Here is a 22,950-nt window from a genome sequence, read left to right on the forward strand (position 1 = left end):
ATGGATATAAGAAAACCAAATGAGTTGGAAATAGAAAAGATAGTGGCACTTTCTCCACAAGCATTATTTGAAGGCACTTTGGGTCTAACAAAACCAACGCTTGAAAAAGCAAAAGAACTGATAGAATCGATCCTCAAAAAAGGTAGTTACTATTTGATAGCAACAGAAAACAATGAATTAATGGGTTGGATTCTTCTAGGAGGAAGCATAGACCAGTTTTCAATTAAAACAATCGGATTTATTTATGAAGTATTCGTCTTAGATGAATATAGAGGGAAAAGCATTTCAAAACAATTGATTAAAATTGGTATTGAGCAACTTAAACAAGAAGGCTATTCAGAAGTTCGATTAAGTGTATTTGAAGGAAATCAAGCAATTAAAATATATGAAGGCCTAGGGTTTGAAAATAGAACAATTACTATGAGTAGGCCATTATAATTATCATTAACAGTTAGTTAGATTAACACAAGTAGATAAAATAAGTGCTGATACTTTTGCATTTTAAATAACGGATTAAAGAGATGTTATTTAAAATGCACTTAATTTATTTCTGTAAAAAAGAAAGCCCTTTATTTGTGAGGGTATTAATAAGTTCTGCTATTTCTTTTGGTGATTTATCCATTCCGTTTTTAAGCCAGTTTTCTAACACGTGAATACTACCGCTGATAGCGAAGATACTAGCATACTCAGAGATTTCTGGATCTATAGGATAGATGGATAACCAGTTTTTCACAGTATGCTCACTTGCAACAACCATGACTCTTTTTTTAAAGGTGGAATCTCCGTGCTCCCCAAAGAGTGTTAAGCAAACATCACTGTTCTGTGCAACATACTCGACAATTCTTTCTGTCATTTGTAACGATTCCTCATCTTGATGGTGATTATATGACATAAGCTTATCATTCATATCGTCAATGATTTCTTCCTCTATTTGAGTAAGAAGGTCAAATTGATCAAGGTAGTGAGAATAGAATGTGGACCTATTAATATCTGCTAGCGCACATATTTCTTTGACTGTAACAGTTGAAATTGATTTTTGTTTTAATAATTTCATTAAACTTTCCTTTAAAACCATTCGCGTATATTTTTTTCTTCGATCTATTTTAGAATTCAATGAAAATCACTCCTATTTATTACTTATTCAACAAAAAAAGCATTTGTGTTGTGCAAAAAACATATGATAATAAACTGTTTGTTGATAATCCAACACAGTGTCATTATAATTGTATGAGGAAATAGATGCAAGAAGGGAATGATTTCGATCGACATAGCAGCACGAATAATTAAACATAATAAATTAGTAGTTATTGCTTTTATGGTGATTGCTGCCATTTCTGTATTCTCACAGTCTTTTGTGTCTGTTAACTACAATATGGTAGATTATCTACCAGACGATGCCCCGTCGACTGAGGCAATGGAGGTCATGGAGCAAGAGTTCGATGGCGCAGTTCCAGATACTAGAGTCATGATCAACGATGTTACAGTTCAAGAAGCACTTCAAGTTAAAGAACAGCTTGCTGCGATCGATGGTGTGGAAGATGTAACGTGGTTAGATGATTCGATTGATATAAAAGCCCCATTAGAATTAGCTGATAAAGATACGGTGGAAACCTATTATAAGGATGATAAAGCCATTTTTTCTTTCAGCATTCGAGATGGAGATGAAGTACAAGTAACGAATACTATCTATGAACTAATTGGTGAAGACAATGCGATGGCTGGAGAAGCACTTGATACTGCTATATCACAGGAAATGGCAGGATCTGAATCGATGTATGCTGCCGCATTGTTAGTACCAATTATTATTTTAATTTTAGTTATTTCAACAACTTCTTGGCTGGAACCATTGTTTTTTCTTACAGCTATTGGAATCTCTGTTTTAATCAACTTAGGAACAAATGTTTTTTTCGGCGAAGTATCATTTGTTACTCAATCCGTTGCACCGATCCTGCAACTTGCGGTATCGCTCGATTATGCGATCTTTCTATTGCATAGTTTTTCCGACTATCGGAAGAAAGTAGCTGATCCAGCCGAAGCAATGCGGTTTGCAATTAAGAAATCTTTCCCTGCAATTGCGGCTAGTGCAGCCACGACATTTTTTGGTTTTATGGCACTTACCTTTATGAACTTCGAGATTGGTTCAGACTTAGGTTTGAACCTTGTAAAAGGTATTGTATTAAGCTTTCTTAGTGTCATGATATTCTTACCAGCGCTAACAGTTATGTTTTACAAATGGATTGATAAAACGCAACATAAACCATTGCTGCCAAACATGAGGAAAATCGGTAATAGTGTGGTGAAAGTAAGAATACCAGTGTTGCTACTTGTATTCCTACTAATTATTCCGGCATTTTTAGCACAAAGTAATACAACGTTTACTTACGGGACCGGAGATCAACCAGAACAAACACGAGCTGGTAGTGATAAAATTGAAGTAGAAGATGCATTTGGTAAATATACTTCTATGGTGTTACTGGTGCCAAAGGGCGATGTTGCTAAAGAGGAAGATTTAGTTCAAGATTTGGAAGCGTTTGGATCGGTAACAACTGTTCTGTCTTATGTTAATACAGTTAGCTCGGCAATTCCTCCAGAGTATTTGGATGAATCGATAACAGAGCAATTTTATTCAGATAATTACAGTCGAATTATTCTTTATACAGATGCAGGTCCAGAAGGTGACAAGGCCTTTTCATTAGTGGAGTCTGTTCAAGAGACAGCTGCTAACTATTATGATGATAATGCATATTCCCTCGGGGAAAGTGTGACTTTATATGATATGAAAAATGTCGTCCAAGAGGATAACAAACTAGTTAACATATTGACGATAATCGCAATAGCGATCGTTTTATTAGTTACGTTTAAATCCGTTTCAATTCCGATTGTCCTACTGCTTACGATTCAATCAGCTGTTTGGATTAATTTAGCTGTTCCCTACTTTACAGATTCCCCACTAGTCTATGTGGGATATCTAATTGTCAGCACGGTACAGCTTGCTGCAACAGTTGATTATGCGATCCTTCTGATGGAAGCATACAAAGAGAATCGTAAGGAAATGACTGCGCTTGAGGCAATCAAGAAAACAATCGATGAGAAAATCTTCTCGATTGCGATTTCAGCTTCTATTTTATCAAGTGTTGGCTTTATTTTATGGATTACGTCGAGTAATCCGATTGTTGGTTCGATTGGATTACTACTTGGAAGGGGAGCGCTATTAGCGTTTATTATGGTGCTTTTATTCCTTCCAGCGATGCTATTGGTATTTGATAAAGTTATTGATAAAACAACTTGGAAAGCAAATTTTCATAAGAAATAATAAGAGAATTACAAAAGGGGAATGATGATGAGAAACAAACGGATGTTTTATGTATTAATGGCTATAGTCCTTGTCGTGCCGTCATTTCTAGTAACTGCTAATTTAAATAATCATGTGGAAGCGGCAGAAGATGCAACAGGAGAGTACGCTTCAAAGGATGAGGTAGTGTATGCAACGCTAAGTCCTAATGGAGATAGACAAGAAGTTTATGTTGTTAATGTTTTTGATGTAGTCGAAGAAGGAAATATTGTCGATTACGGTATGTATTCTAACCTTAAGAATCTAACTGACCTATCGGAAATTAAACAAGAGGAAGATAAAATCGAACTTACTTTACCAGAAGATAAATTCTATTATCAAGGAAACTTGGATAACGCAGCATTACCATGGGATATTACAATTTCTTATTTATTAGATGGTAATGAAATAGAGCCAACTGAACTTGCGGGAAAAGACGGAAATGTAGAAATGAAAATTGAAACGTCTGCCAATGAAAATGTTGATCCTATATTTTTCGAAAACTATCTTTTACAAATTTCACTTAATTTAGAACCTGAGATTTTTGATAATATCGAAACAGAAGGTGGAGTAATTGCAAACGCGGGTAAAAACAAGCAAGTAACATTCACCGTTATGCCTGAACAAGCCGGAGCTCTTGGTCTTAAAGCTGATGCCGTTGATTTCGAGTTACAGGCTATGGAAATAGCAGCGGTGCCACAATCGATGTCAATTGATGCTCCAGATATTGATGAAATGACGGGTGAGATGAATTCATTAACAGATGCAATTGGAGAGATTAGTAATGGTGTTGGGGAACTAAATACAGGTGTCTCAGATTTAAACAGTGGCGTTGCAAGTTTGCGTGATGGCTCTGGTCAATATTTAAATGGTATTTCCGAGATCAACGGGTCTTCTAGTGGACTTATTGATGCATCGGTAGCTATTGACGAAGGGCTAGCTCAGATTAATAGTTCGCTTAGTGAGAGCTCAAGTGAGATGGACTTAAGTGCATTAAAAGAGCTACCAAATGGGCTCTCACAATTAGCAGAAGGCTTGCGTCAAACGGCGGATGGCTTAACAAAACTAAACGAGAATTACACTGCTGCTTATAGCTCATTAGATGAGGCAATGGTGGCAATCCCTGAATACGAGATAACGAAAGAAGAGATTGAAGCCCTTAAAACGAGTGATGCGGATAGTGAAGTGGTTGAAAAATTGCTTGAAACGTATGAAGCTACACGTAAAGCTAAAGAGACTTATACCGTTACAAAAGAAGCCTTTGAGGCAGTAGATCCAACGCTTACAGAAGTTAGCACATCAGTTACGGAAATGGCAAAAAGTATGGATACGATGGCTACTGATATTACAAACTCATTGGAAGGAATGAATGTGGCAGACTCTTTAGAAGAACTACAAGCTGGATTGGCGACCTTGTCTAGTAATTACAAAACGTTTCATGCGGGACTCGTAAGCTACACAGATGGCGTTGGCCAATTATCGAGTTCGTACAATGAAATTCATAGTGGAATCGTCGACTTGTCAGGCGGAACCGATGAACTAGAATCTGGTGTTGATGAACTTGATGATGGTACAGATACACTGTATCAATCTACTAAAGATATGCCTGAAGAGATGCAAGAGGAAATCGACCAGATGATTGCTGATTTTGATAAATCTGATTTTGATGCTGTATCATTTGTCTCTGCAGAAAATGAGAAAGTAAACTCGGTACAATTTGTGATTAAAACAGAAAGTATTGAAAAGCAAGAACAAGAATCAAATGAAGAGGAAGAAGAGGAAGAACCAAAAGGTTTCTGGGCCCGATTGCTGAATTTATTTAAAAATTGATAAAAAGTATGGGAGGAGCGCTTAGGCGCTTCTCTTTTTTATAAATATGGAATAACTATCTACCTCATTTTGTGAAAGAGCTATTTTTAAATAGAATGAAGTAGTTTATAATTAGTAGATACGAATTGATAGATGAATTCATAGACAGACTTTACTACTATAGAGTTGTAATTGAAACAAAAAAGGTGCGATGCTAAGCCGTGTTTGATTCGTTTTACATCTGAATTTTAGACTAACACTGCTGTCTTTTTTGGCGACTATTTGGGGAAAGGAAAGCTATAATGCAAAATACAAAACCAGCAGACGTTATCCTAATTGGTGCCGGTATAATGAGTGCAACTTTGGGATCATTATTGAACGAGTTAGCACCAGACTGGAAAATAAAGGTGTTTGAGAAACTAGCAAATGCAGGAGAAGAAAGCTCCAATGAATGGAATAATGCGGGTACTGGACATTCTGCATTGTGTGAACTTAACTATACAACAGAAAAACAGGATGGCTCGATCGACATTAGTAAAGCAATTGATATTAATGAACAGTTTCAGCTTTCCAGACAGTTTTGGTCTTATCTTGTAAACAGAAATATTATTCGTAACCCACAAGATTTCATTATGCCTTTGCCGCACATGAGTTTAGTCCAAGGAGAAAGAAATGTAAAGTTTTTAAGAAATCGTTTCAAGGCACTATCATATAATCCCTTGTTTCAAGGGATGGAATATACGGATCAACCCCAAAAATTGAAGGATTGGATGCCGCTAATCATGGAAGGACGTACCTTGAGTGAACCAATAGCAGCAACAAGAATCGATTCGGGTACAGATGTTAACTTTGGTGCTTTATCACGTCTGTTATTTGACCACTTACAAAGCGAAAATATTGAAGTGAATTATATGCACGCTGTTAAAGACATTAAACGTAAGGATAACGGTCTATGGGAAGTGAAAGTGCAAGGTAACGATAAAATCGAATATCATCGTGCTAAATTTGTCTTTATCGGTGGTGGAGGTGGAAGTCTGCATTTATTACAGAAAACAGGTATTCCTCAATCAAAACAAATCGGCGGATTTCCGATAAGTGGCTTATTCATGGTGTGTAACAACCCGGATGTTGTAGCGCAACATCATGCGAAAGTATATGGTAAAGCTAAGGTTGGTTCTCCACCAATGTCTGTTCCGCATCTTGATACACGATTTATCGATAACAAAAAAACTTTACTATATGGTCCCTTCGCCGGATTCTCACCAAAGTTTCTAAAGACAGGTTCAAACCTTGATTTGTTAACTTCTGTGAAAGTAGATAATCTATTAACAATGTTGGCAGCCGGAGTAAAAGAGTTACCATTATCAAAATACTTGATGCAACAAGTTATTTTAACAAATGAAAAGCGGATGGAAGAATTACGGGCGTTTATCCCAGATGCTAAAAGTGCCGATTGGGATATCATGGTAGCTGGTCAACGTGTACAAGTAATTAAAGATACGGAAGCTGGGGGTAAAGGAACACTTCAATTTGGTACGGAGATTATTAATAGTTCTGATGGCTCTGTAGCAGCATTATTAGGTGCATCACCTGGAGCTTCTACTGCTGTTCACGTTATGCTTGAGTTAATTGAAAGATGTTTCCCTGAATATCTCGATGAGTGGGAACCGAAAATAAAAGAAATGATACCATCTTATGGCATATCACTATCTGAAAATCCGGATTTTTATAAAGATTTAGAGAAATCGATAGAGCAGACGCTTCGTTTAGGCAAAAAGGACGCGCTATATTAGTAGTCTGCCTTTAAGAAATCAAGGTGAAACACTTAAAAACCTTAAACCTAAAGTGAATTTAGGTCTAAGGTTTTTAATTAATTATAGGTTATGTATTTCACGAGCGATAGATTCCAAGATATACATGACTGGAACTTGCGTCGTGATGTTGGTTTGTTGATAGAATTCTTCAGACATATAATAAGGAATATTTATATCTGAAATTTTTGCTATGGTAGAAAGCTTATTATTTGTAATACTAATAATTTTACTTCCTTCTTGCTTAAGCTGATTTAATTGAGAAATGGTAAAGGGATTTTCTCCTGAAACAGATAAGCCAAGTGCTACACTGTTATACCTTAGTTTAGAATGGATTGGGTAAGAAAAATCTCTAATATAAGTGGAAAAAGAGCCTAAACTTGAAAAGTACCTTGCACCATATTCAGCAAGAATGCCAGAGCTGCCATTACCGATAAATATAACATTATCTGATTTTGCTACTAAAGCTGCGACCTTTGTAATTCTTTCATCACTTTCCCCGTTTAATGTTCTTTCAAAGAATTCAACCAGTGCATGTTGAGAGCTTTTAATTGTAGTCTTCTCGCTCTTATCTAATTCCATTTTTAACTTTGTTTTAAATTCTGAGTAACCTTCACAATTTAATTTTCGACAGAAGCGTAAAACGGTTGCTGTTGAAACATGGGTTTCAGCTGCTAATTCGCGAATGCGCATATAGGCAACCTTTTCTTTATTTTTACTAATAAAGTTGTATATAGAAGTTTCTAATTCATTAAAAGATCCAATGATCTCGCTTGTAAATATAGCTATTATCTTCACCTTCAGTCTGTTTGGTTGTTGCATTAATTATAGCATAAACCATCTGATGAAACAGTGTGTTACAAATATGACACAAGTGACTTACTGTGTTAAAACGAACAAGATCAATGCGTTATATATACATTTCTTACTAATCCGCTTATGCTGATTATAGTTTCACCTAGTGAAGTAATATGGAAGTAGTCGATAGTGAAGAAAACTATTTTAGATACTAAATATGGAGGTATTTATATGAAGAAAACGTATTTTCCTGAAGGTTTTTTATGGGGAGGAGCTACAGCTGCTAACCAAATAGAAGGTGCATATAACGAAGGTGGTAAAGGTCTATCCATTTTTGATATGGTTTCATTTATTCCTAAAGAGGAACGTGGTAATAACATTGAGATGGATGTTACAAGCGAAAAGGAATTACAAGAGTTGTTAGAAGGAAAAAGAGGAGATAACTTTCCGAAACGTCGTGGAAATGATTTTTACCATCGCTATAAAGAAGACATTGCTTTGTATGCAGAAATGGGGTTTAAGACTTTCCGCCTATCGATTTCATGGCCGAGAATTTTTCCGAATGGTGATGAAACAGAACCTAATGAAGAAGGTTTAGCATTTTACGATAAAGTGTTTGATGAATTACTAAAATATAATATTGAGCCATTAGTAACAATCTCTCACTATGAAATGCCACTACATCTAGTGCAAAAATATAATGGATGGGCAGATCGCAGTTTAGTTGATTTCTTTGTCCATTATTCAGAAACAGTATTTAAACGATATAAAGATAAAGTGAAATATTGGTTAACATTTAATGAAATCAACGTATCTACTTTTTCACCTTACATTGGAAGCGGGATATTGGTTGATCGGGTCACAAACAAGGAGCAAGCTGTTTATCAGGCATTACATCATCAATTTGTGGCAAGTGCAAGAGCTGTAAAAGCATGTCACGAAATTATACCTGATGCAGTAATTGGTTGTATGTTAGCACGTATGGAAGTGTATCCAGAAACATGCAATCCAGATGATGTTTTAGCAGCATTAGAAGAAGATCAAAAAAATCTTTTCTTTACAGATGTTCAAGTACGTGGTTATTATCCGAGTTTTATGTTGAATTACTTTGAAGAAAATAATATCAATATTGAAATGCATACAGGAGATGAAGAAATTCTATTGCAGCATACGGTAGACTTTCTATCCTTTAGCTACTATATGACGATGGTTGCAAGTGGAGCACCAGATAAAGAGAAAGAAAAGGGTAACTTCTTTAGTGGCGTTAAAAATCCTTACTTAGAAGCATCTGATTGGGGATGGCAAATTGATCCGAAAGGTTTACGTCTTACATTGAAAAAGCTATATGATCGTTATCAAGTCCCGTTGTTTATAGTTGAGAATGGTCTTGGAGCATATGATAAAGTAGAAGAAGACGGGTCTATTAACGATGATTACCGAATTGAATATTTACGTGCTCATATTGAGCAAATGGGAATAGCTATTAAAGAAGGTGTAGACGTCATGGGATATACTAGCTGGGGTTGTATCGATTTGATTGCTGCAAGTACATCAGAAATGTCTAAACGTTATGGTTTTATCTATGTAGATCAAGACGATTACGGTAATGGTACATTAGAAAGAAAAAGAAAGAAATCATTTGATTGGTATAAAGAAGTAATTGCAACAAATGGTAATAATTTATAAAATGATCGGAACTTCATGCTCTATTAAACAGAAGTAAACGTTGACAAATAAGATTGAGCTTGTTATAGTTTGTTTACAAATTAATCATCCATTTAGGATTGTTACTGGTTAAGCGGGCAAAACCTAAGTTATTTCAAGTGCGGAAGAGTTAAAGACTCTTGTGCCCTGAGGTAACTTAGGTTTTTTTTGTGGGAAAAACGAATGGGTATCACGCTTTAAAGTACATTAGTACATAAGGATTTAGCCATTATAGGTTAATTGTTTTAGAAATAATATTTAAAAAAATCGGAGGTATAAGCATGGAACACAGAAAAACAGCAGAACAAATATTACAAGCAGTTGGCGGAGAAGACAATGTACAAAGTGTTGTTCATTGTATGACGCGTTTACGCTTTAATCTCAATGAAAATGATAAGGTGCAAAAAAACAAAATAGAAGATTTGGATGGCGTTATGGGTACCAATCTTAGTGGCGGTCAATTCCAAGTTATTATTGGTAATGAGGTATCAAATGTATATAAAGAATTGATTGCAAATAGTAATTTAAGTGAGGAAACAAGTAATGAGAAAAAATCAAATGGAGAGAAAAAGAACGTTGTTTCAGCTCTATTTGAAGTAATTGCTGGAGTTTTCACACCCATTATTCCTGCAATAGCAGGGGCAGGTATGATCAAAGGTTTTCTAGCTCTTTTTGTAACATTAGGTTGGCTTACGGATACGAGTCAGACCTACCAAATTTTAAATATAATTGGAGATGGTGCATTTTACTTCTTACCTGTTCTATTAGCAGTTAGTGCAGCAAGGAAATTTGGGGGTAATCCATTTATCGCCGCATCTGTCGGGGCTGCAATTCTTCACCCTAATTTGGCTACTCTATTTGCAACCGGTGAAAGTGTATCTTTTATTGGAATACCAGTCACGGTTGTTGCTACCTATTCCTCAACAGTAATTCCAATATTACTAGCAATCTGGGCTTCATCTTATGTGGAAAAATGGGTTGATAAAGTTACGCATCAATCATTAAAATTAATCGTTGTTCCAACCTTGACGCTATTAATTATTGTGCCATTTACGTTAATAGTAGTTGGACCACTCGGAACTGTTATCGGGGATTATCTCTCAATTGGTGTTAACTTCTTATTTGATAACGCTGCTTTTGTTTCATCAACGTTATTAGGTGCAACGTTCTCATTAATTATTATGACAGGAATGCATTATGCATTATCGCCAATTATTATTAATGGCCTTGCAGTTAATGGCTATGATTATATGATTCCAGCAATGTTCGTTGCAAATATGGGACAAGCTGGTGCTGCATTAGCTGTTGCATTACGTACTAAAAATGTGAAATTTAAGTCATTGGCGTTCTCTACAGGTGTTACCGCATTGATGGGGATAACAGAACCAGCTATGTATGGTGTTAACATGAAATTAAAGAAACCATTTATTGCTGCAATGATAGGTGGTGCATCTGGTGGTCTATATAATGGCTTAACAAATACTAAAGCGTTTGTAATCACTGGTAATGCAGGACTACCTGGAATTCCAGTACTTATAGGTCCAACTATAGTGCATGCAATTATTGCCCTTATTATTTCGTTAATCGTGTCTTTCGTAGTTGCGTATTTTATTGGATTTAAAGATGTACCAGTTGCCGATAATTCAACTGAAGTAGAAAAAACGAGTAAAGAAACTACACCTAAAACAGAAGACAAGATAACATCTGAAGTACTAGTTAGTCCGATTAAAGGTGAGTCAAAGCCGTTATCAGAAGTTAATGATCCAACGTTTGCCCAAGAAATGATGGGTAAAGGCTATGCTATTCTTCCAACAGAAGGTAAGGTAATGTCACCAGTTACAGGTACGATTACAACGATTTTCCCTACAAAACATGCTCTTGGTATTACAAGTGAAAATGGAGCAGAAATTTTAATTCATGTTGGTTTAGATACAGTTAAACTAGATGGAAAACATTTTCAAGCTGTTGTAAAAGAGGGCGATCAAATAAATGCAGGTGATGCCCTACTTATATTTGATATGGATGCAATCAAAGCTGCTGGATATGACACGATCACGCCTATTATTATTACGAACACAGCAGCATATAAAGAAATAGCTAATGTGAAACAACAAGGAAATGTTGCAGTAGGTGAGGACTTTATTAAAGTAATTGTTTAATTGGCACTATTATGATCAATTTTATTCAATTAATGAGCAACATGGCCAGTGACTCGGCCATTGTTGCTCATTTTTTAGTGAAAAATCAGGAGACGGTTTTCTGCTTCTAAATAAGTTTATCAAATTGTGCTAAATCTAAAAAATATGGAATGACATTTCGTCTGAGTAATAATGGATCAGTATGTTCATCATTGTTGCCCATTTCACAAGTGAATGCGAGAGAGAAACCTTTTTCCCTTAAAAGAGAGACATTTCTTTCGGTGAATAATCCAAATGGATAAGCAAACACGTCATTTACAGGTACATATTCGTTACAAACTCCTAAATCCTCAGCAAACGCCTCGTCTGTTGCTTCCATCATCAGACTAAGGGAGTCATTTTTACGTTGATGAAAAGAATCGGTATGATTTGCATATTCAAATACATCAGTCATTTCTTCTAGCTCCTGTTTAGACATACAAATAGATTTATTAGTATCGAATGGTTTTACCTCCTCGTGCAACCAGCTCGTAACAACAAAGGCAACTGCTTTAAATCCATAGCTTTTCAAAATTGGATAGGCATATTCTTTCACAGATTGAAAACAATCATCAAAAGTAAGTAAAATTGATTTTTCGGGTAGTGGTTTTTGATGCTTATAAAAGTCTTTGACTTCTTTTAATGTGAGTGTGTGATAATGATTTTCTTTCAGATAGTCCATTTGTTCTTTGAATTGCTCAAGTGTAACAAATAAAGAAGCAGGTAAAATGTCATCGTAATTCTGATTAACGTCAATATGTGATGGTTGATCTGGATTGAAATCATTCTTTTTTCTAATTTCATGGTATAGAACTGTTGAAAAATGCATCGCAATTCCTCCTTGTATCGACTAATTATATATCCAATCGAACAAGAGTTATATAATTTAAGGAAGATGTCATAAAACGTCCTTATTCCTATTTTCTCAAAAAAACAGCAATGAATACAAACAAATCGTAACTATTACTATTTACAAACATAGAAACATAATTTATAATAGTCATCAAAACGTAATTATTACGATTTATAAAAACGTAAAGCGGGTTTTTAATTTACAAATCGTAACCATTGCTATTTGCGAGGAGGCATAAGAATTGGCTAAAAAATCAAAGGTTGTGAAGGAGAAAAAACGTCAAGAAATGGTAGCAAAGTATGCAGAGATAAGAAAGGACTTAAAGGCTAAAGGTGATTATGTATCACTTAGTAAGTTACCACGTGACTCGTCGCCAATACGCTTGAAAAATCGTTGTCAGATAACAGGTAGACCTAGAGCATATATGAGAAAGTTTAAGATGTCACGTATTGCCTTTAGAGAGTACGCACATAAAGGTCAATTACCTGGGATAAAGAAATCAAGCTGGTAAATGCCTAGTTTCGTAAATAAATTGAGTAGGAATTGTAAGTTTCATACTATTTATATAGGAAAACGAGAATAAAAGTGAAGGATGGGGAATATGAGAAAACACAGTATTAATATGGGCATGTTTAGTCTAATAGCACTTCTGATTTTAGGAGGTTGTGGTGCAACAGAGACTACAGAGAAGAATGATGAGGTCGCAGCAACTGCTGAGCAAACGGATCAAGTGTTAGCTATTTATACAACGTTATATCCATTGGCTTACTTTACTGAACAAATCGGAGCAGACCATGTTGAAGTAGAATCAATTTTACCACTTGGAGCAGATGCTCATACATACGAGCCAACCTCTAAAACAATGATCGAAATTGCTGAGGCAGATGCCTTTATTTATAACATAGCCGAGATGGAAACATATGCAGTGAGTATAGAAGAAGCACTAGAAGGTGAAAATGTAATTATTTCAGAAGCAGCAGAGGATATACAGTTATTAGATTATGCTGATGATCACGAGGAAGAACATGATCACGAGGAAGAAGAAGAACATGACCATGGTGATGAAGATCCGCATGTTTGGTTAGAGCCTATTCGTTCTATTGAATTAGCAGAAAATATAAAGAATACGTTGGTTGAATTAATGCCGGGTGAAGAAGAAGAATTTGAGAAGAATTTTCAAGATTTAAAAACAAGATTAGAAGAATTGGATAGAAGTTTTAGAGATGAGCTTGCGAACACAGCAAGAAAGGAGATCTTGGTAACCCATGCGGCATACGGTTATTGGGAAGAAGCATATGGAATTGAGCAAGTGGCTATTTCTGGTCTATCTTCGAGTAATGAACCGTCACAAAAAAAATTAGAAGAAGTGATAGATATTGTCAATGAACATGGTATTCGTTACTTACTGTTCGAACAGAATATAGAGCCTAAGGTTGCTAAAGTGATTCAAAATGAGACTAATGTTGCCTCTCTGAATATTCATAATCTGTCAGTGCTAACAGAAGAGGATGTGGAAAATAATGAAGATTATTTTACTATAATGAACAAAAACCTTGATACGTTATTAACAGCTTTAGAAGAATAATAAAATAAGTTGCAGGGGCATAATGTGTTGTCCCTGCATTATAGTGTAGTTAGAAAATGAGAATAGAGAAATTAGCGGTTGGTTTATTCCTCAATTCTTTACTTATTTATAGCTGATCTATTCTTTTCTCAGCATCTTGTAAGTATAATTCAAGTTCGTCTCTTGTTAGATAGGGAACTTGACCATAAAAAACGTGATCAATCACTTCGACACTATTTCCATTAAATAACCAGCCGGATGTAATGGTGCGAATAGGTTCTGTTAATGGATTTTCTTTCCCATCTATTTGCTGTGGTTGACCAGTAGGAGTAAAGAATAAAGCTCGTTTTCCTTCAAAACGTTTTTGTACTTCAGCATCTTCAAAGCTATAGGCAAAGCCGTGTTGAAAGACACGATCCATATAGCCTTTCATCATTGCAGGCATACCATTCCACCAGCTAGGGAAAATATAGATATATAAATCACTTTCTAACATGTATTGCATTTCAATTTGGACATCTTTAGGGAACGCTTTCTGTTCTCTTACAAATTTCCCATCTTCAATATGGATCATATCTGCTCTGCCTAAAATAGGGTTAAAGTTCATCTTATACAAATCTCTTATGTTTACTTGATACCCCTTTGATTCTAGTGCTTTTGTTAAGCGATCTAGTAAAGCATGAGAAAAACTACCTTCTCTTGGATGGGAAAACACAATTAAAGCTTTCATATCATTCGCTCCTTTTGTTAGACTACTATGTTAATTAATTCACAAATAGTAATAAAAGCATAGCATGGATATATTTAGAAAACAATGGTAGGTTAAGAGAGTAGTGATGATTTATCTAAAGGGAATAATGGAAGAAGAATAGTGAAATTAACGTCAAAAAACGCTCAGTTTAAATTGGTTCTGAACGTTTTTTTGTCTATTAATAGCTTTTTTCAGCTAATTTCTGCTCGCTTCTTTATCGACCAACTATACGAGAAGGTAACGGAGTGACATTATCCAACCCAAAATCTTTTTCGCTAACCAAGTAGTTAGAAAAGAAACGTTGATCTATTCCTGTTAAGTGATGAAAGAAAGAAACGTCTACCATCCAATCATGTTCAATCATTTGGCGTATATCTATAATTCCCTTTTTAAGCACTAGATCAATAATAGATTTTATTTTTTGTGGTTTCTGAATTGGGATAGTGTCATCAAGTGGTTCCTTCTTTAAATACCCTTTTCTGTGAAGAGCTGCATAGAAATTCCGGTGACTTTTTGCATCAAAAATTTCTAGATTAGCTGCTCTATAACCTAGTACTTGAAGAGAGGTACCCCATTTCTTTTTTAAATCGATATACGCATCTGGGTTAGTAACGTGATATATATTATTCATGTCTGCTATAAAGGCGTCTTCTGGTAAAAGGAATGCACCAGCAAATATATCGGCTTCTTTTTCAAATATTTTATGTTCCTTGCGATCTAGACTAGAAAATTCTGATCGATAATGAAGCAATAAATGTGCTAATTCATGTGCAATATCGAAGTTTCTTCGTACAGATGAACGTTTCATATTTCCTAAAATGATGTAAGGACGTTCTTGATTTGTCCAAAGGCTATAAGCGTCAATATCGTCTCCAATTGCTTTTTCAAAAATAAAGACCCCACTCTTCTCTACTAAAAACAAAAGGTCATCATTTGTATCATCTCTAAATCCTAATCTATTGCGGGCTAGCTTGGCTACTTTATTTATTTGTGTAAATCTATCTTCACTTGAAGTGTATAGGTAATTAATGATGTCATTTCTTAAATCAATAATTTTTAGGGAAGGATAACTGATTTTAGCTGTTAAGTAATTTACAAACGTATCTAGATATTCCATGTGTTTTGCTTCTGCCTGTGTTTTTGATATAACATTTATCAATTTAGAGCGATAAGCAATATGTGTCATTTTAATATTATCTCGTATCATAGTGCGATCTAGAATATCCTGCGTATAGAAGTACTTACTTTTTACACCAAATGTATTTTTTAATGCATTAACCACCTGCATTTTTGGCGATGTGTACTTGTTTTCGTATTGCCAAACTGCTTGTTCTGTAACATCCAATAGTTCAGAGAGCTGTTTTCGTGAATATCCGCGCATGATACGAAGATTGGTTAAATTCTCACCAATAAACATATCGTTCCTCCTCATGTAATCAGAAATCAATCGTGTATTCATTCATTTTGTTTTTCTTCAAAGATTCCAATATCGAATGCGGCTGGATCTATGATTTCTTCATTAGCTGTTGGTGCAATAACTTCCCTCTCTTCATCTGTTAATTCCGCTCCAGAAATATAGGAGGAAAGCTCTTCTATCTTATAAGCAATATTATCTTCGGGATTGGGCAAATAATGCATAATTTTAGCTATTTGATATGCATCATCAAGTTCATAAGTAAGAATATGAAATTCATCGTATGTTTGGTAGTGATCTAACTCTTCTTTTATTTGATTTTCTGCAACAAACAAAGAGAGTTGTTTGGGATGTTCAAATGTAAGTTTTTCCTCAGATTGTGGAAATAAACCGTTATTTATTTTGGAAAGCTCATGAAGGTAGGTACGATAACTACTATTGGCTAAGCTATTCGGTGACTTTGCTTGTGAAAAGCATTTTTCATCAAAATAAGCCGCGTTTTTGATAAGAAATAACTTTTTTGTCTCTCCATGGATAAATTGGAGATAATCCCATGTTAGACCTGCCTTCGACTTCTTGAAAGAGAAACCATGATTGATACACTCTTCTGCCAATTTGCTTTCAATAAAATTACCTTTTGTCCAAGCGAACGCAGAGCTAATCTGCATTTTTTCACTACGTTCCTTTCGATGTTCAATATATTCTCGATACCCTTCTACAATAGCGTGTACGATCATTTCATTGTATTCAGAATTAAACTTGTACTTATCCAACCATCCCACTCCAATCTATCAAGATATAATTAACTCTATTTTATATTAAAATAGATGACGTGAATATGATTTTTTTTAATTTTTTTAAAGTAATATGATAAGTACTGATTTATTTTTATAGTTTCTTAATAGAATGAAAGAATAAAACGTAATGAACAAACGGATAAGTAATCGAAACCCTTGGTATCAAAATTCGAGAATAATAGTTAGCAAAATCTGCTTAACCTCATTAATTATGATAAGATGTAAATTATTGCTCCGAAAAACAGGAGGTACTAGATGAATAATCTCTTAAAAAAACTACAACACAAACACTTTATATTTATTGCAATACTAGCAATTTCTTTTGTTGCGTCCCTTCTATTCGTTTATAATAATCATTCCTTTTATGATCAGTCAATCGCTGAAGTTATCGAAATAAGTAGTGAAGATCAAACGGAAGTAACAGATGAGCATCAAAATGAAGATGTTATTTATACACAACAGCTTATTGCAAAGTTGAAGAATGGGGAGTCAAAAGGTGAGCTTGTTCATTTAAGTAATGAGTACTCTGGCTCAGGAATTTATCAGCCCGAATTTCATATTGGAGATGATTTATTTATTTCAATTGATTCTAGTGAAGATAATGGTGATTTGACTGGAAGTATAATCGATGTAAAACGGGATCAATCTTTATTGCTCGTTGCATGGATCTTTATTTTTGTATTAATGGCAATTGGAAGACGCCAAGGTATATTCGCGATTATTAGTTTACTAGTTAATGCTGCTTTGATCGCTTATGCGTTGGATATTTATATCAACACTGCGGATGCTAGTCTCTTATTTATTATGAGTATCGTCGTGATTATAATGACAGCAGTGTCTCTGTTGTTAATTAGTGGATTTAATGAAAAAACGTATGCTGCAATTGTATCAACAACGCTAGGAACATTTGCGTTACTCTTTATTACAATGTTTGTACTTTGGCTAACAAATGAGCAAGGCCTACGTTTTGAAGAAATGGCCTTTCTAACCCGGCCACCTCAAGCGATATTCATGGCGGGCGTACTTGTTGGTGCATTAGGTGCTGTAATGGATGTTGGGGTGACAATGTCTTCCTCTTTATTTGGTTTATATGAAAAAAATCATCATATTTCTTTTAAAGATCTTAAAGCATCAGGTCTTGAAATAGGTAAAGATATCATGGGAACCATGACAAATATTTTATTTTTTGCATACGTTAGTGGGACAATTCCGACACTACTTCTTTACTTTCTCAATGATGTTACGTTAGGTTTTACACTTTCAATGAATTTATCATTGGAATTGACTCGCGCATTAGCTGGAGGAATTGGTATTGTTTTAACAATTCCGATTGGATTATATACTACAATTTTCTTTATTAACCGAAAGAGGGCGAAATTATGAATGCTTTAGTAATATTAGCAGGTATTCTCTTTGTAATGATGGCCGTCATTGGTGGGAAGAAAGGAGTACGTTCATTTATTGCATTATTCATAAATTTTATCGTGTTATTAATTACGGTATTAATGATGACAGATCAAAATGCTAATCCAATAATATTGACTTTAATTGCTTGTACGATCATAAGCTGTATTAATTTGTTCTTTATTAATGAAGTAAATATTAAAACGAAAACAGCTTTTATATCTACGGTATTGACGACTTCAATTTTACTTTTATTTATTTTTATTGTTACAGAAAAAACGATGATTCAAGGTTTTGGCGTGGAGGAAGTTGAGGAACTTTATATTTATTCTTTCTATATTGGTATAGATTTTGTGAAGGTAGCGGCTTCTGTGATAATTATGAGTACGATTGGAGCAGTAACGGATGTGGCTATTTCTATCAGTTCACCGATGTTTGAAATAAAAGGACATAATCCTAAAATATCGAAAAAAGAACTCTTTCTGGCTGGATTAAGTATTGGAAAAGACTTACTGGGTACAAGCGCCAACACACTGTTCTTTGCTTTTTTTGGTGGTTATCTAGCTTTGTTAATCCGATTTAAAGATTTAGACTATTCACTTGGTGAAATAATTAATTCAAAGGTATTTGGTGCCGAGATGATCACAATTCTTTGTGGTGGGATTGGTGTTGCCTTGATTATCCCGATTACTGCTCTAATAACTTCAACCGTTTTAGTTAACAAAGAAATAAATAATACTTCCAAAATCAAATAGTTGACTTAAAATATTTAACTGTTTTATGATGTTTATCACAGTTAATATCTCTGAATTGAGATATTATACTGAGATAGTTGTTTTATGACTATAAATAAGATTGAAAAAATAGAAAGGTGTTATGATTATGTCTAAAGTATTATATATTACAGCACATCCGCACGATGAAAAGATCTCTTTTAGTATGGCTACAGGTAAGGCGTTTATTGATACATATAAGGATGTTAACCCTAATGATGAAGTGATACACATAGATCTTTATAAAGAAAACATTCCTTCGATTGATGCAGATGTTTTTGAAGGTTGGGGAAAACTTCAGTCTGGTAAAGGATTTGAAGAACTTAGTAAAGAAGAGAAAGAAAAAGTAGGACGTCTCAATGAATTGAGTGAACAGTTTATCGGAGCGGATAAATATGTATTTGTTTCACCTTTATGGAACTTCTCTTTTCCACCTGTAATGAAAGCTTATATTGATTCAGTTGCGGTTGCAAATAAAGCATTTAAATATACAGCCGAAGGTCCTATTGGCCTTTTGACTGACAAAAAAGCTTTGCATATTCAAGCTAGTGGAGGAATTTATTCTAAAGGCCCAGCTGCTGATATGGAAATGGGACATCGTTATTTAAATACTGTTATGAATTTCTTTGGTGTACCATCCTTTGAAGGTTTGTTTGTTGAAGGCCATGCCGCAATGCCTGAAAAAGCAGAAGAGATTAAAGTAGACGGTATTAACCGTGCAAAAGATGTAGCACACACATTTTAAACAACTAAAGCTGTTTTCTTAAGGATTATTGTTTATGATAAGAGCCTCCATTAAAATGGAGGCTCTCTTTATTCTTTAATGATTCTATGTTAAGGATGCTGTGTAAATATTCTTGATGGACTTCTCTATCATCGCATTAAATTCTGCATCTGTTTGATTTGCATTTAGATCCTCAGATAGTGCTCTTGAGAAACTTGCTATTAGACCTGAATTATTAGCTAATTTTTCAATTGCTTCTTCTCTTGGATAACCTCCAGAAAGTGCGACTACTCTCACCACCTGTGGATGGTTAATTAATTCTTTATAAAAATTATCTACAGTTGGAATAGAGATTTTTATCATAACATTTTCATTAGCATTTAATGTATCTAGTTGATTTAAGATTTCATCTTTTAGGATTTGCTCAGACTGTTCCTTATCTGCACTGTTAATGTCTACTTCGGGTTCAATAATTGGAACTAAACCAGCAGCAAGGATTTGTTTACCAGTATCAAACTGCTGTGCAACAACTTTCTTTATACCTTCAGGGTTTGCCTCTTTAATAACGGAACGCATTTTAGTTCCAAAAATATGTTTTTCACTTGCTCTTTTTAATAAATTATCCAAACCTGGATTGGGCTTCATTAATTGAACACCCTCAGCTTCATCTGCCAAGCCTTTATCTACTTTTAAGAAGGGAACAATCCCTTTTTTCTCCCATAAATAATTAGCGGTAAAAAGATCTTGAATCTTGCTGTCCATAGTCTGCTCGAATAAAATAGCACCGAGTATATAATCAGAATCAAATGTTGGTGAGGTAATAATACGTGTTCTCATTTCATGAACAAGGTCAAACATTTCTTCTTCACTAGTATAAGAATTTTCTGCTACGCCATACTCTGCTAATGCCTTAGGTGTACTTCCGCCACTTTGGTCTAATGCTGCGATAAAGCCTTCTCCATTTTTAATAACATCAAATTGTTTTTTCTTCATGATTACAACTCCTTTAATTTATTTTAAGTAAACCTTCTATATTATTAGTGTATCAACTCAAGTTATGAACTACAAAAATAAACAACTAAAGAAGTACTACATAGTAGTATGTCTTATGAACAAATTTCTATTTCTCAACATAGAATTTATATTTTCCCTTTCCTTCACTTTTCACTTGATACATTGCCAGGTCAGCTTTATTCATTAATCCAGATGGATTTGTATCATCAAAAGGGTAAAGCGCAATACCGATACTAGGTGAACTTAGAACGTTATCGTCATTTATTACATGTGGTTGTATCAAAGTGTTAATCAAATCATTAGCTATTTGACTTACTTCTTCTCGATTTGAAATACCTTTAAGTAAGATAGTAAACTCGTCGCCTCCATTACGCGCTACAAGTGTATCTTTATTAACACATTTTCTTAATTTTTCGGATATCGACACAAGTAATTTATCTCCTACATCATGCCCTAATGTATCATTAATTTTTTTAAAATTATCCAAATCGATAAACATAATTGCAAATGGCTCATTTTGGGTTGTTGCTGATACTAATGAGTCTTCCAGCAATCTTCTGTTTGCTAAACCTGTTAACGCATCATGATATGCAAGAAATTGTATCTTTTCTTCATTTTGTTTGTTCTCGGTAATATCTTTTGCTATTCCATAAATACCTACAAGTTTGCCTCGCACAAGTATAGGGATATTAGTAATGTTTGCAATATATGTTTGTCCCACACTATCGCGCAAAGATATTTCATAATTCTGTGCTTGCCCGCGCATGACAACTTCCATATGCGCGTATGCTTTTTTATGGTCTTTCTCTAGTATAAAGTTAGAACTAGAAATACCAATTAGTTCTTCTTTATCGCTCGCGAGTAATTTTGCGCAGGCACTATTGACACTTTCAAATCTACCTTTTAAATCAAGTGAATATACTGCATCTGGATGATACTCATAAAGAGATTTATAACGTTTTTTACCTATCTCTAGTTGTTCTTTCTTCTTATGAAGTTGTTGAAGCAGTTGCTGGTTTTCTGAAACTATAAAAATTTGTCTTATCATAACTAGTAAAATGGAAATAGCTGAACCAATCGTAACAATATCAGTATTGGTATTACGATAGATCATAAAGACAAATAGAAAAGTAACAGTTAAGTATGGAAGAATAAGACGAAAAACTCCCGTTTTATGAATGGCTCTTTCATCTGTTTGATTCAACGTGGTTTCGGTCTTTTTAAAAACACCTGTTAAGCCTACAAATAGAATAGCTAATATAAATAAAGGGTCTATCAGGCTTCCGGAAGAATAACCGTCTATAGATATTAAATATAAAAAATAAGAGTCAGCAAAGATCTGTATCAATAAACCGATAAAGAGTAAATATAGTAATTTGTTTTCTTTGACTAGTTGATTTTGGAAGTAAACACTTATTATCCCTGCTAATAAGACTAAATCTCCGATAGGATATGCCAAGGAGACGACTAAAGGAAAGAGAGATACATCACCTGCAGCAATAGTGGGATGGATTAGAAAATGCCAACTGAAAGTAGAGGCAACTGTCATCACAATTACAAGGTCGAAAATAAACTTCGTAAAGTGATACTTTCTTTTGGTACCTGATAATTTATATGTAATAGCAACAAAATAAAAAACAATTTGTAAAAGGTAAAACAAATCAGGCAATCCAGGAAAGGGGACATCTATTTTGAGGATGTTCTCATAAAAATGCCAGAAGAATTCAGCTATAAATGTACTCGATGTTCCTAATAATAAGAGAAGCCAAAAGTTCCGCTCTGTTTTCTCGCTTTCTTTGGTTGCAGTATATAACCAAATGGCGGCTATGAAACAGCCGAAAAGAGAAAGGAAGTTCCCGACCAAGGATAGGACACCTTCATTACTTTTCCATGTGATCAAAAAAATATAATAAAGACCTGTATAAATAAATATGAATAATATGGATAATTGTTTCTTTTTACGTATGTTCATGTGTGTGTGCCTCACCGTCTGTGCTTATTCCGTGCTAGTTCTATATACCCGTTT

At 34.6% G+C, this 22,950-nt stretch carries 18 protein-coding genes and 1 pseudogene; 11 read left to right on the forward strand and 8 right to left on the reverse strand.

All coding sequences use genetic code 11. The features are described from left to right. Positions 1 to 438, forward strand: a complete 438-nt coding sequence (locus tag D2K62_RS04855) for a GNAT family N-acetyltransferase (protein ID WP_117161024.1) — start codon at positions 1 to 3, stop codon at positions 436 to 438. Positions 439 to 544: 106 nt separating this feature from the next. Here the strand turns inward: D2K62_RS04855 and D2K62_RS04860 are convergent, their stop codons facing one another. After that, complete coding sequence (locus D2K62_RS04860) at positions 545 to 1,114, reverse strand: TetR/AcrR family transcriptional regulator (protein ID WP_117161025.1); 570 nt, start codon at positions 1,112 to 1,114, stop codon at positions 545 to 547. 138 nt (positions 1,115 to 1,252) lie between these two features. On the opposite strand from D2K62_RS04860, the gene D2K62_RS04865 reads away from it, so the two are divergent. The 3 genes and pseudogenes from D2K62_RS04865 to mqo form a co-directional block, all read left to right on the forward strand. Beyond that, complete coding sequence (locus D2K62_RS04865) at positions 1,253 to 3,313, forward strand: efflux RND transporter permease subunit (RefSeq protein WP_117161026.1); 2,061 nt, start codon at positions 1,253 to 1,255, stop codon at positions 3,311 to 3,313. Positions 3,314 to 3,340: 27 nt separating this feature from the next. After that, positions 3,341 to 5,161, forward strand: coding sequence for a YhgE/Pip domain-containing protein (locus tag D2K62_RS04870; protein WP_369974627.1), 1,821 nt, complete (start codon positions 3,341 to 3,343; stop codon positions 5,159 to 5,161). A gap of 260 nt (positions 5,162 to 5,421) precedes the next feature. Next, positions 5,422 to 6,933, forward strand: a pseudogene (gene mqo, locus D2K62_RS04875) (malate dehydrogenase (quinone)); the annotation flags it as partial. 81 nt (positions 6,934 to 7,014) lie between these two features. On the opposite strand, the gene D2K62_RS04880 reads toward mqo, so the two are convergent. Beyond that, entirely contained in the window at positions 7,015 to 7,734 is a 720-nt protein-coding gene (locus D2K62_RS04880) for a MurR/RpiR family transcriptional regulator (RefSeq protein WP_112182795.1), read from the reverse strand. A gap of 246 nt (positions 7,735 to 7,980) precedes the next feature. Between D2K62_RS04880 and D2K62_RS04885 the strand changes: the two genes are divergently transcribed. Together D2K62_RS04885 and D2K62_RS04890 are read left to right on the forward strand one after the other, a co-directional pair. Then, positions 7,981 to 9,435, forward strand: coding sequence for a glycoside hydrolase family 1 protein (locus D2K62_RS04885; RefSeq protein ID WP_117148867.1), 1,455 nt, complete (start codon positions 7,981 to 7,983; stop codon positions 9,433 to 9,435). Between the two features lie 299 nt (positions 9,436 to 9,734). Then, a complete protein-coding gene (locus D2K62_RS04890) occupies positions 9,735 to 11,612 on the forward strand; it encodes a beta-glucoside-specific PTS transporter subunit IIABC (protein WP_112182493.1) in 1,878 nt (625 codons plus the stop codon). A 106-nt stretch (positions 11,613 to 11,718) separates the two neighbouring features. On the opposite strand, the gene D2K62_RS04895 is transcribed toward D2K62_RS04890, so the two are convergent. Then, positions 11,719 to 12,459, reverse strand: coding sequence for a polysaccharide deacetylase family protein (locus tag D2K62_RS04895; protein ID WP_112182492.1), 741 nt, complete (start codon positions 12,457 to 12,459; stop codon positions 11,719 to 11,721). 265 nt (positions 12,460 to 12,724) lie between these two features. Between D2K62_RS04895 and rpsN the strand changes: the two genes are divergently transcribed. Beyond that, on the forward strand, positions 12,725 to 12,994 hold the full coding sequence (rpsN, locus tag D2K62_RS04900; protein WP_117148866.1) for a 30S ribosomal protein S14: 270 nt from the start codon (positions 12,725 to 12,727) through the stop codon (positions 12,992 to 12,994). Between the two features lie 90 nt (positions 12,995 to 13,084). After that, positions 13,085 to 14,068: a metal ABC transporter solute-binding protein, Zn/Mn family gene (locus tag D2K62_RS04905; RefSeq protein ID WP_117148865.1), complete on the forward strand. Its 984-nt coding sequence runs from the start codon at positions 13,085 to 13,087 to the stop codon at positions 14,066 to 14,068. Positions 14,069 to 14,174: 106 nt separating this feature from the next. On the opposite strand, the gene D2K62_RS04910 is transcribed toward D2K62_RS04905, so the two are convergent. From D2K62_RS04910 to D2K62_RS04920, 3 genes are all read right to left on the reverse strand, one after another. Then, positions 14,175 to 14,777, reverse strand: coding sequence for an NAD(P)H-dependent oxidoreductase (locus tag D2K62_RS04910; protein ID WP_112182489.1), 603 nt, complete (start codon positions 14,775 to 14,777; stop codon positions 14,175 to 14,177). Between the two features lie 235 nt (positions 14,778 to 15,012). Then, entirely contained in the window at positions 15,013 to 16,215 is a 1,203-nt protein-coding gene (locus D2K62_RS04915) for a spr1629 family repressor/antitoxin (protein ID WP_117161028.1), read from the reverse strand. A gap of 38 nt (positions 16,216 to 16,253) precedes the next feature. Continuing rightward, positions 16,254 to 16,985, reverse strand: a complete 732-nt coding sequence (locus tag D2K62_RS04920) for a spr1630 family ClpXP-sensitive toxin (RefSeq protein WP_112182487.1) — start codon at positions 16,983 to 16,985, stop codon at positions 16,254 to 16,256. Positions 16,986 to 17,264: 279 nt separating this feature from the next. On the opposite strand from D2K62_RS04920, the gene D2K62_RS04925 reads away from it, so the two are divergent. The 3 genes from D2K62_RS04925 to D2K62_RS04935 all read left to right on the forward strand — a co-directional run bounded on the left by D2K62_RS04925 (position 17,265) and on the right by D2K62_RS04935 (position 19,931). After that, complete coding sequence (locus D2K62_RS04925; RefSeq protein WP_112182486.1) at positions 17,265 to 18,392, forward strand: YibE/F family protein; 1,128 nt, start codon at positions 17,265 to 17,267, stop codon at positions 18,390 to 18,392. Further along, entirely contained in the window at positions 18,389 to 19,168 is a 780-nt protein-coding gene (locus D2K62_RS04930; RefSeq protein ID WP_112182485.1) for a YibE/F family protein, read from the forward strand. Before D2K62_RS04925 ends, D2K62_RS04930 begins: the two co-directional genes overlap by 4 nt. A gap of 127 nt (positions 19,169 to 19,295) precedes the next feature. After that, complete coding sequence (locus tag D2K62_RS04935; protein WP_112182484.1) at positions 19,296 to 19,931, forward strand: FMN-dependent NADH-azoreductase; 636 nt, start codon at positions 19,296 to 19,298, stop codon at positions 19,929 to 19,931. Positions 19,932 to 20,015: 84 nt separating this feature from the next. On the opposite strand, the gene D2K62_RS04940 is transcribed toward D2K62_RS04935, so the two are convergent. Next, positions 20,016 to 20,903: a fructose bisphosphate aldolase gene (locus D2K62_RS04940; protein ID WP_112182483.1), complete on the reverse strand. Its 888-nt coding sequence runs from the start codon at positions 20,901 to 20,903 to the stop codon at positions 20,016 to 20,018. A gap of 127 nt (positions 20,904 to 21,030) precedes the next feature. Next, positions 21,031 to 22,896: a DUF4084 domain-containing protein gene (locus D2K62_RS04945; RefSeq protein WP_112182482.1), complete on the reverse strand. Its 1,866-nt coding sequence runs from the start codon at positions 22,894 to 22,896 to the stop codon at positions 21,031 to 21,033. Between the last annotated feature and the right edge of the window lie 54 nt (positions 22,897 to 22,950).

The sequence above is a fragment of the Paraliobacillus sp. X-1268 genome (assembly GCF_003426095.1).
Taxonomy (GTDB): Bacteria; Bacillota; Bacilli; order Bacillales; family Amphibacillaceae; genus Paraliobacillus_A; species Paraliobacillus_A zengyii.

Coding starts and splice junctions, on each gene's coding strand:
- D2K62_RS04855 (WP_117161024.1), top strand. CDS start 1: ATGGATATAAGAAAACCAAATGAGTTGGAAATAGAAAAGATAGTGGCA.
- D2K62_RS04865 (WP_117161026.1), top strand. CDS start 1,253: ATGATTTCGATCGACATAGCAGCACGAATAATTAAACATAATAAATTA.
- D2K62_RS04870 (WP_369974627.1), top strand. CDS start 3,341: ATGAGAAACAAACGGATGTTTTATGTATTAATGGCTATAGTCCTTGTC.
- D2K62_RS04885 (WP_117148867.1), top strand. CDS start 7,981: ATGAAGAAAACGTATTTTCCTGAAGGTTTTTTATGGGGAGGAGCTACA.
- D2K62_RS04890 (WP_112182493.1), top strand. CDS start 9,735: ATGGAACACAGAAAAACAGCAGAACAAATATTACAAGCAGTTGGCGGA.
- D2K62_RS04895 (WP_112182492.1), bottom strand. CDS start 12,459: ATGCATTTTTCAACAGTTCTATACCATGAAATTAGAAAAAAGAATGAT.
- D2K62_RS04905 (WP_117148865.1), top strand. CDS start 13,085: ATGAGAAAACACAGTATTAATATGGGCATGTTTAGTCTAATAGCACTT.
- D2K62_RS04910 (WP_112182489.1), bottom strand. CDS start 14,777: ATGAAAGCTTTAATTGTGTTTTCCCATCCAAGAGAAGGTAGTTTTTCT.
- D2K62_RS04915 (WP_117161028.1), bottom strand. CDS start 16,215: ATGTTTATTGGTGAGAATTTAACCAATCTTCGTATCATGCGCGGATAT.
- D2K62_RS04925 (WP_112182486.1), top strand. CDS start 17,265: ATGAATAATCTCTTAAAAAAACTACAACACAAACACTTTATATTTATT.
- D2K62_RS04930 (WP_112182485.1), top strand. CDS start 18,389: ATGAATGCTTTAGTAATATTAGCAGGTATTCTCTTTGTAATGATGGCC.
- D2K62_RS04935 (WP_112182484.1), top strand. CDS start 19,296: ATGTCTAAAGTATTATATATTACAGCACATCCGCACGATGAAAAGATC.
- D2K62_RS04940 (WP_112182483.1), bottom strand. CDS start 20,903: ATGAAGAAAAAACAATTTGATGTTATTAAAAATGGAGAAGGCTTTATC.
- D2K62_RS04945 (WP_112182482.1), bottom strand. CDS start 22,896: ATGAACATACGTAAAAAGAAACAATTATCCATATTATTCATATTTATT.